General features: G+C 65.3%; 15 protein-coding genes. All 15 read right to left on the bottom strand.

The features are described 5' to 3' along the window. Positions 1 to 50: 50 nt before the first annotated feature. Positions 51 to 830, bottom strand: coding sequence for an imidazole glycerol phosphate synthase subunit HisF (hisF, locus tag ABWP92_RS13595; protein WP_353235927.1), 780 nt, complete (start codon positions 828 to 830; stop codon positions 51 to 53). Positions 831 to 936: 106 nt separating this feature from the next. After that, entirely contained in the window at positions 937 to 1824 is an 888-nt protein-coding gene (locus ABWP92_RS13590) for a D-hexose-6-phosphate mutarotase (protein ID WP_353235926.1), read from the bottom strand. Next, positions 1821 to 2831, bottom strand: coding sequence for a UDP-glucose 4-epimerase GalE (gene galE / locus ABWP92_RS13585; RefSeq protein WP_353235925.1), 1011 nt, complete (start codon positions 2829 to 2831; stop codon positions 1821 to 1823). The genes ABWP92_RS13590 and galE overlap by 4 nt, the downstream gene beginning before the upstream one ends. 7 nt (positions 2832 to 2838) lie before the next feature. Further along, on the bottom strand, positions 2839 to 3579 hold the full coding sequence (hisA, locus tag ABWP92_RS13580) for a 1-(5-phosphoribosyl)-5-[(5-phosphoribosylamino)methylideneamino]imidazole-4-carboxamide isomerase (RefSeq protein ID WP_353235924.1): 741 nt from the start codon (positions 3577 to 3579) through the stop codon (positions 2839 to 2841). Positions 3580 to 3640: 61 nt separating this feature from the next. Further along, on the bottom strand, positions 3641 to 4309 hold the full coding sequence (hisH, locus tag ABWP92_RS13575) for an imidazole glycerol phosphate synthase subunit HisH (protein WP_353235923.1): 669 nt from the start codon (positions 4307 to 4309) through the stop codon (positions 3641 to 3643). Positions 4310 to 4340: 31 nt separating this feature from the next. Then, positions 4341 to 4976, bottom strand: coding sequence for an imidazoleglycerol-phosphate dehydratase HisB (gene hisB / locus ABWP92_RS13570; protein ID WP_353235922.1), 636 nt, complete (start codon positions 4974 to 4976; stop codon positions 4341 to 4343). Further along, the gene (hisC, locus tag ABWP92_RS13565) at positions 4973 to 6094 is read right to left on the bottom strand and encodes a histidinol-phosphate transaminase (RefSeq protein WP_353235921.1); all 1122 of its coding nucleotides are present in this window, start codon (positions 6092 to 6094) and stop codon (positions 4973 to 4975) included. Before hisC ends, hisB begins: the two co-directional genes overlap by 4 nt. A gap of 86 nt (positions 6095 to 6180) precedes the next feature. Continuing rightward, complete coding sequence (locus tag ABWP92_RS13560; RefSeq protein ID WP_353235920.1) at positions 6181 to 6621, bottom strand: PIN domain-containing protein; 441 nt, start codon at positions 6619 to 6621, stop codon at positions 6181 to 6183. Then, positions 6618 to 6875 (bottom strand): DUF6364 family protein, encoded by a 258-nt coding sequence (locus tag ABWP92_RS13555; RefSeq protein WP_353235919.1) that lies wholly within the window; start codon positions 6873 to 6875, stop codon positions 6618 to 6620. Before ABWP92_RS13555 ends, ABWP92_RS13560 begins: the two co-directional genes overlap by 4 nt. 55 nt (positions 6876 to 6930) lie before the next feature. Next, the gene (hisD, locus tag ABWP92_RS13550; RefSeq protein WP_353235918.1) at positions 6931 to 8250 is read right to left on the bottom strand and encodes a histidinol dehydrogenase; all 1320 of its coding nucleotides are present in this window, start codon (positions 8248 to 8250) and stop codon (positions 6931 to 6933) included. A gap of 35 nt (positions 8251 to 8285) precedes the next feature. Further along, positions 8286 to 8927, bottom strand: a complete 642-nt coding sequence (gene hisG, locus ABWP92_RS13545) for an ATP phosphoribosyltransferase (protein ID WP_353235917.1) — start codon at positions 8925 to 8927, stop codon at positions 8286 to 8288. A 5-nt stretch (positions 8928 to 8932) separates the two neighbouring features. Then, positions 8933 to 10261: a UDP-N-acetylglucosamine 1-carboxyvinyltransferase gene (gene murA / locus ABWP92_RS13540; protein ID WP_353235916.1), complete on the bottom strand. Its 1329-nt coding sequence runs from the start codon at positions 10259 to 10261 to the stop codon at positions 8933 to 8935. A gap of 98 nt (positions 10262 to 10359) precedes the next feature. After that, entirely contained in the window at positions 10360 to 10608 is a 249-nt protein-coding gene (locus ABWP92_RS13535; protein WP_353235915.1) for a BolA family protein, read from the bottom strand. 58 nt (positions 10609 to 10666) lie between these two features. Next, entirely contained in the window at positions 10667 to 11422 is a 756-nt protein-coding gene (locus tag ABWP92_RS13530; protein ID WP_353235914.1) for an ABC transporter permease, read from the bottom strand. Then, positions 11419 to 12348 carry an ABC transporter ATP-binding protein gene (locus ABWP92_RS13525; protein ID WP_353235913.1) on the bottom strand — a complete coding sequence of 310 codons (930 nt, stop codon included), beginning with the start codon at positions 12346 to 12348 and terminating at the stop codon, positions 11419 to 11421. Before ABWP92_RS13525 ends, ABWP92_RS13530 begins: the two co-directional genes overlap by 4 nt. Positions 12349 to 12447 lie beyond the last annotated feature (99 nt).

Genomic DNA, 12447 nt, shown 5'->3' with positions numbered 1-12447 from the left:
TCATCCCGATTGCACTCCAACGCGGCTGCGTAGAGATCGTAAACACGTTCTCAGAGACGCACTGGAATCCCGCGCTCGCGCATGCGCTCCTTGGCCTGCTGCACGGTGTATTCGCCATAGTGGAAGATGCTGGCCGCCAGCACCGCATCGGCGCCGCCCTGCTGCACGCCATCCGCCAGATGGTCCAGATTGCCGACGCCTCCCGAGGCGATCACCGGCACGCTCACCGCGTCCGCCACTGCGCGGGTGAGCGCCAGATCGAAGCCCGACTTGGTTCCGTCGCGATCCATGCTGGTCAGCAGGATTTCGCCCGCGCCGCGCCGCGCCATCTCGGCAGCCCATTTCACGGCATCCAGGCCGGTGTTCTTGCGGCCGCCGTGGCTGTAGACATCCCAGCCCTCGCCACGCTCGGCCAGATCCTGGCCCTGGCGGCGCTTGGCGTCGATGGCGACGACGATGCATTGCGCGCCATATTTGTCGCTGGCCGCGCTGATCACGTCAGGGTTGGAGATGGCCGCCGAGTTGAAGCTGGTCTTGTCCGCGCCCGCGTTCAGCAGCCTGCGCACGTCCTCGACCGTGCGCACGCCGCCACCGACGGTGAGCGGGATGAACACCTGGCTGGCCACCGCCTCGATGATGGGCAGGATCAGATCGCGGCCGTCGCTGGTGGCCGTGATGTCGAGAAAGGTGAGCTCGTCCGCGCCCTGCGTGTTGTAGCGCGCGGCGATCTCCACCGGGTCGCCGGCGTCGCGCAGCTCGACGAAGTTCACGCCTTTGACGACGCGGCCGCCGGTGACGTCGAGGCAGGGGATGATGCGTTTTGCAAGCACTGTGAAATCTCCGAATCAAACTGACAATGTGTCCATCAAATCTATCCAGCCATCTTCCCGCGGGCACCGGAAAACGGTACCGGGGAAAACATGGCAGGCCCCGCCGTCAATGCGCCTGCGCGCGCCACTGCGTGAGCTGCTGCCAGCCGCTCCAGCGCTGGCCGGGCTCCAGCATCACGGGCCGATCCACGCAGGCCGCCTCCACGCACAGCATGTGGCGATAGCCTTGCGCGGGCATGTCCTCGAGCTTCGCGCACAGCGCCGCGCCGGGGTTCCAGACAACCACATTGCCCCAGCCCGCGCTGTTTTCAATGATCATCGAGCGCCGTGCCGCGCTGTCCCGCAGGCGCAAGGGCGCCGCTGCGGGGGCGAACACGCTGTCGTATTCTCCATCGAACCGAACCGTTCCCCGCTGCAGGCCATGCAGATCGCGCACCGCATCCCACCGCGCCAACCCCGACAGTCCATCGAGCTGCATGCCATCGATCCCCGGCACGCGCAGATAGGTGTGCAGCGCGCCGGTGAAACTCCAGCTATCCTTGCCGGTGTTCTCGAGTTCGAGCGCCATGCGCAGAACGCCTGCCCGCAGGCTCAGCACCAGGCGGGCATCGAAGCCATGCGGCCACCAGGCGCGCGTGGTTTCGTCATCGCGCAAGGCCAGAGTGGCCGTGACGCCGTCCACTTCGACGACCGAATCCAGCAAGCGCCAGGGCAGGTTGCGGGCGAACCCGTGCTTGGCCAACGGGCCGCGCTGATTGAACTGGGGAAAGCAGATCGGCACGCCGCCGCGCACGGCATCCCTGCCGTTCCAGACTGCGCGATCACTCAAGAAGAGGTGCTCACCGCCGCTCGGCGTATGCCACGAAATCACCTGTGCGCCGTGCAGCGCGACCAGGGCGCTGTCGCCGCATGGCAGCGAAAGCCTGACCACCGGCTGTCCATGGAGTGTTTCACCGCGCACCCGCGATGCGCAGGACTCGATCGAGACGCTCATTGAACGCGGCGGGCTTCGCCGTTCTGCCAGCGCCAGACATCGGCGCACATCTGCTCGACACTGCGCGTGGCCCGCCATCCCAGCAGGCGCTCGGCCGAGGAGGGATCGGCCCAGTAGGCGGCCACGTCGCCGGGCCTGCGCTCGACGATTCGGTGGGGCACGGCCCGCCCGCTGGCGCGCTCGAACGCCTTGACCATCTGCAGAACCGACACGGGATCGCCCGTGCCCAGGTTGACCGTCAGCAGTCCTGGGTGCTGCTGCAAATAGCGCAGCGCAGCGACGTGGCCCTCGGCGAGGTCGCTCACATGGATGTAGTCGCGCACGCCCGTCCCGTCGGCGGTGGGATAGTCGCCGCCGAAAATACTCAATTCCTTGCGCACCCCCGCCGCCACCTGCGCCACGAATGGCATCAGGTTGTTGGGCACGTCCTGCGGGTCTTCACCGATGAGGCCGCTTTCATGCGCGCCCACGGGATTGAAGTAGCGCAGCCGCGCAAGACGCCACAGACCCGGCTCGGAGCCGTCGAGATCCGCCAGGATCCGCTCGGCCATGCTCTTCGTGTGGCCGTAGGGATTCATGGGCCGATGCGCGGCATCTTCGGGAATGGGGGAGCTGTCGGGCTCGCCATATACCGTCGCCGACGAGGAGAACACCAGCGTGCGCACGTTGGCGTCGCGCATCGCCGAGAGCAGCGTCACCGTGCCGGATACGTTGGTGTCGTAATACCGGAGCGGCTCGCGCACCGATTCACCCACAGCCTTCAGCCCCGCGAAGTGGATGACCGCCGTGATGCCCTGCTCGCGCAGCACGCGCGCCACCAGCGCCGCGTCGCGCACGTCGCCCTCGATGAAGGGAACGGGCCTGCCGGTGATGCGCTCCAGGCGCTCCAGCACCGATGGCTTGCTGTTCGAGAAATTGTCCAGCACCACATAGGGCAGGCCCTGGCTTGCCAGCGCCGCGCAGGTATGGGAGCCGATGAAACCGGCGCCGCCGGTGACGAGAATCATCACTCGATCAGGCCGACAGCTCGTCCGCGCGATCCTGTGCCGCGGCGAAATCCAGATCACCGGAATAAATGGCGCGCCCGCAGATCACGCCCTCGATGCCTTCGTGCTCGACCGCGCAGAGCTGCTCGATGTCGGCCATGCCGGCCAGGCCGCCAGAGGCGATCACCGGGATCGACAGCGCCTGGGCAAGCTTCACCGTCGCATCGATGTTGATGCCCGAGAGCATGCCGTCGCGGCCGATATCGGTGTAGATGATGGATTCGACGCCCCAATCCTGGTACTTCTTCGCCAGATCGACGACCTCATGGCCGGTGAGCTTGCTCCAGCCGTCCGTAGCCACCTTGCCGTCCTTCGCGTCGAGGCCCACGATGATGTGGCCGCCGAACGCGCTGCAGGCATCCTTGAGGAACCCGGGGTTCTTCACCGCGGCCGTGCCGATGATGACGTAGCGCATGCCGGCGTCGATGCAGGCTTCGATCGTGTCCAGGTCGCGGATGCCGCCGCCGAGCTGCACGGGGATTTCACGGCCGACTTCCTTCAGGATGGCCTTGATCGCCGCCTTGTTCTTGGGCTGGCCTGCGAATGCGCCGTTCAGGTCGACCAGATGCAGGCGGCGGGCCCCGGCATCCAGCCAGCGGCGCGCGATGGCGGCGGGGTCTTCACCAAAAATCGTGGATTGGTCCATGTCGCCTTGAATGAGGCGCACACATTGGCCGTCCTTGAGGTCGATGGCGGGAATGAGCTGCATGATCGTAAGCGGGAGAGTGGGCGAATCGGTAAAAAGGTCAGCCCGACCAGGTTGAAGAATATCAGGGCTTCCAGTTCAGGAAGTTGCGAAACAGGGCCAGGCCATGCTCGGAGCTTTTCTCCGGATGGAACTGCGTAGCGAAAATATTATCGCGTGCGATGGCGGATGCAAAGTATCCGCCGTAATCGGCCTCGCCCACGACGTGTTCGGCGCGCTCGGGCCGGGCATAGAAGCTGTGCACGAAATAATAGAAGCTGCCGTCGGGAATCCCCTGCCAAAGCGGGTGTATGGCGCCTTCATGCCGAACCTGGCGAACACCGTTCCAGCCCATCTGCGGCACCTTGAAGCGGCTGCCGTCTTCCTGGAGGCGGCCCGCCAGATCAAACCTGACTACTTTGCCGGGGATCAGCCCAAGACCGGGCGTATCGCCCTCCTCGCTGTAGTCCAGAAGCATCTGCATGCCGATGCACACGCCGAAAAGGGGCTTGCTGGCCGCGGCTTCGCGAACGCTTTCCTCGAGGCCGGATTCGCGCAGTTCGCGCATGCAGTCGCGCATCGCGCCCTGCCCGGGGAGCACCACGCGCTGCGCGGCCCTGACCTGCTCCGGCCGCGAGGTGACGACGACACTCCAGCCGCTGCCGCTGGATGCCGCCAGCACGGCCTGCGAGACCGAGCGCAGATTGCCCATGCCGTAGTCGACCACCGCGACGGTTTTCGATTCATTGCTCATAAATCTCTTGCGCCCAAGTCTGTTGCGGTTTTTATAGCGACCCCTTGGTCGATGGAATCATGCCGGCCGAACGCGGGTCGCGCTCGAGCGCGTCGCGCAGCGCGCGGGCGAAGGCCTTGAACACCGTCTCGCACTGGTGATGGGCATTGATGCCCTTGAGGTTGTCGATGTGCAGCGTCACGCCCGCATGGTTCACGAAACCCTGGAAGAACTCGTAGGTGAGCTGGGTGTCGAACGCACCGATGCTGGAGGCGGTGAACGGGATGTGCAGATGCAGGCCCGGACGGCCCGAGAAATCGACCACCACGCGCGACAGCGCTTCGTCGAGCGGCACGTAGGCATGCCCGTAGCGGCGGATACCCTTCTTGTCGCCGACGGCCCGGACGAACGCCTGGCCCAGCGTGATGCCCACGTCCTCGACCGTATGGTGGCCGTCGATGTGCAGGTCGCCGTCGCAGTCGATGTGCAGGTCGATGAGGCCATGGCGTGCGATCTGCTCGAGCATGTGATCGAAAAAGCCGATGCCGGTGGCGATGCGCGATGCGCCGCTGCCGTCCAGGTTGACACGCACCTTGATGCGCGTCTCCGCCGTGTTGCGCGCGACTTCGGCGACGCGGTCTGCGCCGGCATCCGCCGCTGGTGAGGAGGGTACGAGAGATGATGTCATAGGGAAGCCTGCAGCGCCGCGAGCATCTGCGCGTTGTCGGCCGCGTTTCCGACCGTCAGGCGCAGGCAGTTGGCCAGCAATGGGTGCATTGTAGAAACGTTTTTGATCAGCACTTTCCGCGCCTTCATGCCTTCATGGGTCCTGGCGGCGTCAGCCACCCGCACGAGCACCATGTTGGCCTCGCTGTCCCAGACCTTCAGGACACCCGGAATATTGCGCAGATCGTCAATCAGCCTGGCGCGCCCGGTGCGGATTTCCCGGGCCTGGGCGGCAAAGACATCGGCATGTTCCAGCGCGAAGAGCGCGGCCTCGCAGTTGAGCACGCTGACGTTGTAGGGCGGGCGCACCTTGTCGATTTCATTGACGATGGCCTGCGGGCCGATCAGATAGCCCAGGCGCACGCCCGCCAGACCGAACTTGCTGAGCGTGCGCATCAACAGCACGTGGCCGTTGCGCTGCGGCTCGGCCTTCATGCGCGTCAGCCAGCTGCGGCTGGCGAACGGCTGGTACGCCTCGTCCATCACCACCAGCCCGCCCTGCTCGCCCACCGCGTCGATCACGCGCTGGACCACGGCCTCATCCCACAGCGTGGCCGTCGGGTTGTTGGGGTAGGCAAGATACGTGATCGCGGGCCGGTGCTCGGCGATGGCCGCCAGCATGGCCTGCTCGTCCAGCTCGAAATCCGCATTGAGAGATACGGGGAAGAAATCCAGCCCCTGCAGCTGGGCGCTCATCGGGTACATCACGAAGCCGGGCATTGGCGCGATCATCGCGGCGCGCGCGCCATCGTGCGGCTGCGCGCAGGCCAGCGCCAGCAGCGAAATGATCTCGTCCGAGCCATTGCCGAGCAGCACGGCGGAGCCTTCGGGCGCACCCGCATGGGCGGCGAGCGCCGCCTTCAGGTCATTCTGGCGCACGCCCGGATAACGGTTGATGGGCAGCGAGCCCAGGCGCCGGCCAAGCTCCTGCTGCAACGCCGCGGGCAGGCTGAACGGGTTTTCCATCGCATCCATCTTCAGATACCCCTCGGCGCCGTGCACCACGTACGCGTGCATTGCGCGCACATCGGAACGGATGCAGTCAAGTGCCTTGGTCTGGGTAGCGGACAGAGTGGTCATGATGAAAACTTCTTGGTCGTCGAATGGCGAATGAGAGGGTTGATGAGAAAAGGAAAAATGAAATCGAAGAGGAAGCTGGCGCCGGATCAATGCCCGGCATCCTCGGGCGCGGCCTCATGCAACGGATGCACCATGGTCACGCCGCCGTACTGCGCGCCATGCGGCAGGTGCAGCGTCAGCATCCGGTCGCAGCCGCTGTGCTGCGCGCAGGCCACGGCCAGGCAGTCGCCGAACGCCAGCTGGTGGCGGGCCTGCACCGCCCAGGCGGTCTCCAGCGTGGCCGCATCGGTCTGCCAGGGATTCCAGGTCTGGTAGCGGCGAATCGCGGCGCGCGCATCGCCCTGCGGCAGTGCGACGGCGGCCGTGGTGACCTGGTCGTAGAACTCGCACAGCGCCTGGCTGCCGGTACGGCCGCTGCGCGTTCTCCACAGCGCGTCGAGCCACGAGAGCGTGGCCTGGTGCAGGTCGGCAGCCCCCACATCCTCAGCGGCAATCAGCACCGAAGTGTCGACGAACACGGGATTCATTGCGCCGCATCCTTCGTGGATGAACGGGTGACGCCCGCCTTGCGCCCGGCCCTGCCGCCGGAGGGCAAGGCAGCGTTCCAACTGCGTTCGTCGGTACGCCAGGCAAGATAGGCGCGCTCATAGGAGTCCTCGCGCCGCTGCATCTCAGCCATGAAATCGCCCACCATGCGCGACACGCTGGTGCCGCGGCGGGCTGCTTCGATGCGCGCCCATTCGAGCACATCGTCTTCCACGGTGATGGTGAGGTTCTTCACGGGGCCCAGTTTACACGAATTTCGTGCAACACGAAATTCGTGTAATTCAATCGGCCTATTTGGACAGACGCATCTCGGCAGCGCGCGCGTGTCCCTGCAGGCCTTCACCGTAAGCAAGTTCCGCGGCGATCCTGCCCAGCACCTGGGCTCCCGCCTCGCTCACTTCGATCAGGCTGGAACGCTTCTGGAAGTCGTAGACGCCCAGGGGCGAGGAAAAACGCGCCGTGCCGCTGGTGGGCAGCACGTGGTTGGGGCCTGCGCAATAGTCGCCCAGGCTCTCGCTGGTGTATGCGCCCAGGAAAATCGCGCCCGCGTGCTTGAGCAGCGGCTCCCAGCGGTGCGGATCGCTGCTCGATACCTCCAGGTGCTCCGGAGCGATGCGGTTGCTGATCGCGCAGGCTTCCTCCATGTCCCGGGTGAGAATCAGCGCGCCGCGCCCCGTGAGGCTCCTGGCGATGATGTCCCTGCGCGGCATGTCGGGCAGCAGGCGGTCGATTTCACGCTGCACGGCGTCGATATAGGCCGCATCCGGGCACAGCAGGATCGACTGGGCGAGTTCGTCGTGCTCGGCCTGGCTGAACAGATCCATCGCCACCCACTGCGGCGGTGTCGTGCCGTCGGCGAGCACCAGGATCTCGGACGGGCCCGCGATCATGTCGATGCCCACCGTGCCGAAAACGCGCTTCTTGGCACTCGCCACATAGGCGTTGCCCGGGCCGGTGATCTTGTCCACCTTGGGGATGGTCTGCGTGCCATAGGCCAATGCCGCGACGGCCTGCGCGCCGCCCACGGTGAACGCGCGATGCACGCCCGCCACATAGGCCGCCGCCAGCACCAGTGCGTTCTTCTCGCCGCGCGGCGTGGGCACGACCATGATGATGTCCTGCACGCCCGCGACCTGCGCGGGAATCGCGTTCATCAACACGCTGGAGGGATACGCCGCCTTGCCGCCGGGCACGTAGATGCCCACGCGGTCCAGCGGCGTGACCTTCTGCCCCAGCAGCGTGCCATCCTCGTCGCGGTAGCTCCAGCTCTCGCCATTGGCCTTCTTCTGCGCCTCATGATAGGTTCGCACGCGTTTGGCCGCGGCTTGCAGCGCATGCTTTTGCGCATCGTCGAGGCTGTCGAACGCCGCCTTCAGTTCGTCCTGCGTGAGCTCCAACGCGGCCATCTGCGTCTCGTTCAATCCATCGAAGCGCGCGGTGTACTCCAGCACCGCCGCATCGCCGCGCTTTTGCACGTCAGCGAGGATGTCCGCCACACGCTGCTCGATGGCGGCATCCGTATCCGCAGACCAATGCAGCCGCGCAGCGAAGTCGGCCTCGAACGTGTTCGAGGCAGTGGACAGGCGCAGGGGAACGGCTTGCATTGACATGATGTTTCGACTTTCCAATGAGACAAAAAAAGGAATCAGTCCTGACGGATCGCGGAGGCGAACGCGTCGATGATGTGGCGCAGCGGTTCCTGCTTGAGCTTGAGCGCGGCCTGGTTCACCACCAGGTGCGAGCTGATGTCCATGATGCGTTCGACTTCCACCAGGTTGTTGGCCTTGAGCGTATTGCCTGTGGACACCAGATCGACGATGGCGTCGGCCATGCCCGTGAGCGGCGCCAGCTCCATGCTGCCGTAGAGCTTGATCAGATCGACGTGCACGCCCTTGGAGGCGAAGAAGTCGCGCGCGATCTGGGTGTACTTGGTCGCCACCTTCAGGCGCGAGCCCTGCGTGACGGCGTGCGCGTAGTCGAAATCGCTGCGCACCGCCACGCTCACGCGGCACCTGGCGATGTTCAGGTCGAGCGGCCGGAACAGGCCCTGGCCGCCGTGCTCGATCAACGTATCCTTGCCCGTCACGCCGATGTCCGCGCCGCCATATTGCACGTAGGTGGGCACGTCGGTGGCGCGCACCATCACCACGCGCACGTCCGGCTGATTGGTCGGCAGGATCAGCTTGCGCGAGGTTTCGGGATCTTCCAGCACCTCGATGCCGGCAGCCGCCAGCAACGGCATGGTTTCATCAAAAATACGGCCCTTGGACAGAGCCAGAGTAATCATCGTCATCAGATTCTTTCGACATCAGCGCCAAGGCCGCGCAGTTTGGCTTCCATGCAGTCGTAGCCGCGATCGAGGTGATAAATGCGGTCCACCACGGTCTCGCCCTGCGCCACCAGCCCGGCGATGACCAGGCTTGCGGAGGCGCGCAGGTCGGTGGCCATCACCGTGGCGCCGGAGAGGCCCGGCACAGGCTCCGTATTGTCATCGCAATTGCTCAACCCCTCGATCTCCGCCTGGCGCGCATCGGTCGTGCGGATCCGGGCGCCCAGGCGCAGCAGCTCGCTGACATGCATGAAGCGGTTCTCGAAGATCGTCTCGGCCACCGTGGAGCGGCCCTGCGCCACCACGTTCAGCGCCATGAACTGCGCCTGCATGTCGGTGGGAAACCCCGGGTATTCGGTGGTGCGGAAGCTCTGCGCCTGGAGACGCGCGGCGCCCGGGCTTTTCACGCGGATGCCATCGCCGTGCGAATGCACTTCCACGCCGGCGTCGCGCAGCTTGCCGATCACGGCGTCGAGATGATCGACCCGGCCATGGCGCAAGAACGCCTCGCCGCCGGTCGCCGCGACCGCGCACAGAAAGGTTCCCGCCTCGATGCGGTCCGCCACCACCTGGTGCTCGCAGCCGCCGAGCCTCTCGACGCCCTGGATGCGGATGCGCGCGGTACCGTGTCCCTCGATCTTCGCGCCCATGCGGATCAGCATTTCCGCCAGGTCCACGATCTCCGGCTCCCGCGCGGCGTTGGCGAGAATCGTCTCGCCTTCGGCCAGGGTCGCGGCCATGAGCAGATTCTCCGTGCCCGTCACCGTCACCATGTCCGTCGTGATGCAGGCGCCCTTGAGCCGCGTGCGGCCCTCGGGCAGGCGCGCGATCATGTAGCCATGCTCGACCGCGATGTCCGCGCCCATGGCCGCAAGGCCCTTGATGTGCTGGTCAACGGGGCGCGAGCCGATCGCGCAGCCGCCGGGCAGCGACACGCGGGCCTCGCCGAAACGCGCCAGCAAGGGCCCCAGGGCGAGTACCGAAGCGCGCATGGTCTTGACCAGCTCGTAGGGCGCCTCGGTGCGATGGAGCGGGTCCGCGACGATGCGCACCACGCCCCTGGCATCCGGGCGCGAGCAGTCCGGATCCTCGATCCGCTCGACGGCCGCGCCCATGTTGCGGATGAGCGCCAGCATGGTGGCGATGTCCTTGAGGCGCGGCACATTGTGCAGAACCACGGGCTCGGCGGTCAGCAGCGCGGCGCACAGCTCCGGCAATGCCGCGTTCTTGGCGCCGGAGACCGGCACCTCGCCATGCAGTGCGCGCCCGCCACGGATCAGGAGTTTATCCATTGAAAAATCAGAAAATCGGCGGACAGCCGCGCTGTTGAAACGTCAACCAGCTCATCTGTCCATCATTCAACAAAAGCGGCGTGACGCGCTTCGCGCCATCAGTCTTCACCCGACTGCGCGGCCCACTCGGCGGGCGTGTGCAGCTTCATCGACAGGGCATGCACCTCATCGGTCTGCATGCGGTCGCCGAGCGTGGCGTACACGCGCTGGTGCCGCTGGATGAGCCGCTTGCCTTCGAATTCGGCAGACACGATCGTGGCGAACCAATGGCGGCCATCGCCTTCCAGAGCGATGTGCTCGCAGGGAAGTCCAGCGCTGATGAGTTCCTTGAGTTGGTCTGCGTTCATGGTGTGGGGAATGGAAAATTCAAAAGGAAGATTGTGCCGGGCCGCCGGTCCCGGCCGTTCAGTTGCGGATCTTGTAGCCGATGCGCAGCAGATGCACCGCGAGCGCGCTGATCGCCAGCCAGGCGCAGGCGACGATGCCGAAACTGGCCCAGGGCGACACATCGCTCTGCCCAAAGAAGCCGTAGCGGAAGCCGTCGATCATGTAGAAGAACGGATTCAGATGGCTCACGCCCTGCCAGAAGGCAGGCAGCGAGTGGATCGAGTAGAACACGCCCGAGAGAAACGTCAGCGGCATGATCAGGAAATTCTGGAACGACGCCATCTGGTCGAACTTGTCGGCCCACAGGCCGGCGATCAGCCCGAGCGTGCCCATGATGGCCGCTCCCAGAAGCGCAAAGGCGATGATCCACAGCGGCGCGGAAAACTCCGGCACCGCGAAGAACAGCGTGACGACGAAGACACCCAGCCCCACCATCAGGCCGCGCAGCACGGCGGCGCCGACGTAGGCCGAGAACCAGGCCCAGTGCGACAGCGGCGTGAGCAGCACGAACACCATCGACCCCATGATCTTGCTTTGCACCAGGCTCGACGAACTGTTGGCGAATGCATTCTGCAAGATGCTCATCATCACCAGCCCCGGGATGATGAAAGCGGTATAGCTGATCCGGTCATAGACCAGCACGCGGCCTTCGAGCACGTGGCCGAACACCAGCAGATACAGCACGGAGGTGAGCACCGGCGCGGCCACGGTCTGGAAGCCCACCTTCGTAAAGCGCAGCACTTCCTTTTTGAGCAGGGTCTGCCAGCCGTTCATGACGCGGCCCTCCGCCCGGAACTCTCCTGCTCGTTCATCACATGAATGAAGACATCTTCCAGATCGGCGCGGCGGATTTCCACATCCTCCAGCGCCACGCTCCCTTCGCGCAGAGCCACCAGAAGACGCTCCACGTCGCCCGCGTCCTGTGCCGGGATCTGCACGATCCGTCCGGTCACCCGGGCCCGCACCGCCACGTCAGCGGGGAGCACGCTGTCGGTCTTGAACTGCAGCACGTTGGATGTCGCCGACTTGAGCAGTTCCGACATGCCCGACAGCTTCACGATCTGGCCGTGCTTGAGCATGGCGACGCGGCCGCACAGCGCCTCCGCCTCTTCCAGATAATGCGTGGTGAGCAGCACCGTGTGGCCTTCGCGGTTCAGGCGCGCGATGAAATGCCAGAGCGTCTGGCGCAGCTCCACGTCCACGCCCGCGGTGGGCTCGTCCAGGACGATGATCGGCGGCTTGTGCACCAATGCCTGCGCCACCAGAACGCGGCGCTTCATCCCACCCGACAACTGGCGCATGTTGGACTGAGCCTTGTCGGCCAGGCCCAGGCTCTCCAGCAATTCATCGATCCAGGCGTCGTTGTTCCTCACGCCGAAATAGCCGGACTGGATGCGCAGCGTCTCGCGCACGTTGAAGAAAGGGTCGAACACCAGCTCCTGCGGCACCACTCCAAGGCGGCGGCGCGCGGCGGCATAGTCGCTTTGCACGTCATGGCCCAGCACCTTGACGGAACCGCTGCTGGCGCGCGCAAGCCCCGACAGAATGCTGATGAGCGTGGTCTTGCCCGCGCCATTGGGGCCCAGCAAACCAAAAAACTCCCCCTCCTCAATGTCCAGGCTGACGTTGTCCAGCGCCTGGAACGGGCCTTTGGGGGTGTGGAATGTCTTCGATACGGACTGAAAGGATACTGCGGGCATGGAGCCGCTTATTCTAAGATGCGAAGCCCTTTCGGCGCTCCGGCAAGGTTTTGGCGAGAAAGCACCGCGCCCTGAGAACGTGTTTACGATCTCCTCGCG

The sequence above is a fragment of the Diaphorobacter ruginosibacter genome (genome assembly GCF_040396215.1).
Taxonomy (GTDB): domain Bacteria; phylum Pseudomonadota; class Gammaproteobacteria; order Burkholderiales; family Burkholderiaceae_C; genus Diaphorobacter_A; species Diaphorobacter_A ruginosibacter_A.
This window is presented reverse-complemented; position numbering and strand designations above follow the sequence as displayed.

Bases quoted from the DNA above. Each gene is read 5' to 3' on its own strand.
- hisA (WP_353235924.1), bottom strand. From the start codon at position 3,579: ATGCAGCTCATTCCCGCCATCGACCTCAAGGACGGCCAATGTGTGCGC.
- ABWP92_RS13530 (WP_353235914.1), bottom strand. From the start codon at position 11,422: ATGAACGGCTGGCAGACCCTGCTCAAAAAGGAAGTGCTGCGCTTTACG.
- murA (WP_353235916.1), bottom strand. From the start codon at position 10,261: ATGGATAAACTCCTGATCCGTGGCGGGCGCGCACTGCATGGCGAGGTG.
- hisD (WP_353235918.1), bottom strand. From the start codon at position 8,250: ATGTCAATGCAAGCCGTTCCCCTGCGCCTGTCCACTGCCTCGAACACG.
- hisC (WP_353235921.1), bottom strand. From the start codon at position 6,094: ATGACCACTCTGTCCGCTACCCAGACCAAGGCACTTGACTGCATCCGT.
- galE (WP_353235925.1), bottom strand. From the start codon at position 2,831: ATGATTCTCGTCACCGGCGGCGCCGGTTTCATCGGCTCCCATACCTGC.
- ABWP92_RS13590 (WP_353235926.1), bottom strand. From the start codon at position 1,824: ATGAGCGTCTCGATCGAGTCCTGCGCATCGCGGGTGCGCGGTGAAACA.
- hisG (WP_353235917.1), bottom strand. From the start codon at position 8,927: ATGATTACTCTGGCTCTGTCCAAGGGCCGTATTTTTGATGAAACCATG.
- ABWP92_RS13560 (WP_353235920.1), bottom strand. From the start codon at position 6,621: ATGAATCCCGTGTTCGTCGACACTTCGGTGCTGATTGCCGCTGAGGAT.
- hisB (WP_353235922.1), bottom strand. From the start codon at position 4,976: ATGACATCATCTCTCGTACCCTCCTCACCAGCGGCGGATGCCGGCGCA.
- ABWP92_RS13535 (WP_353235915.1), bottom strand. From the start codon at position 10,608: ATGAACGCAGACCAACTCAAGGAACTCATCAGCGCTGGACTTCCCTGC.
- hisH (WP_353235923.1), bottom strand. From the start codon at position 4,309: ATGAGCAATGAATCGAAAACCGTCGCGGTGGTCGACTACGGCATGGGC.
- ABWP92_RS13525 (WP_353235913.1), bottom strand. From the start codon at position 12,348: ATGCCCGCAGTATCCTTTCAGTCCGTATCGAAGACATTCCACACCCCC.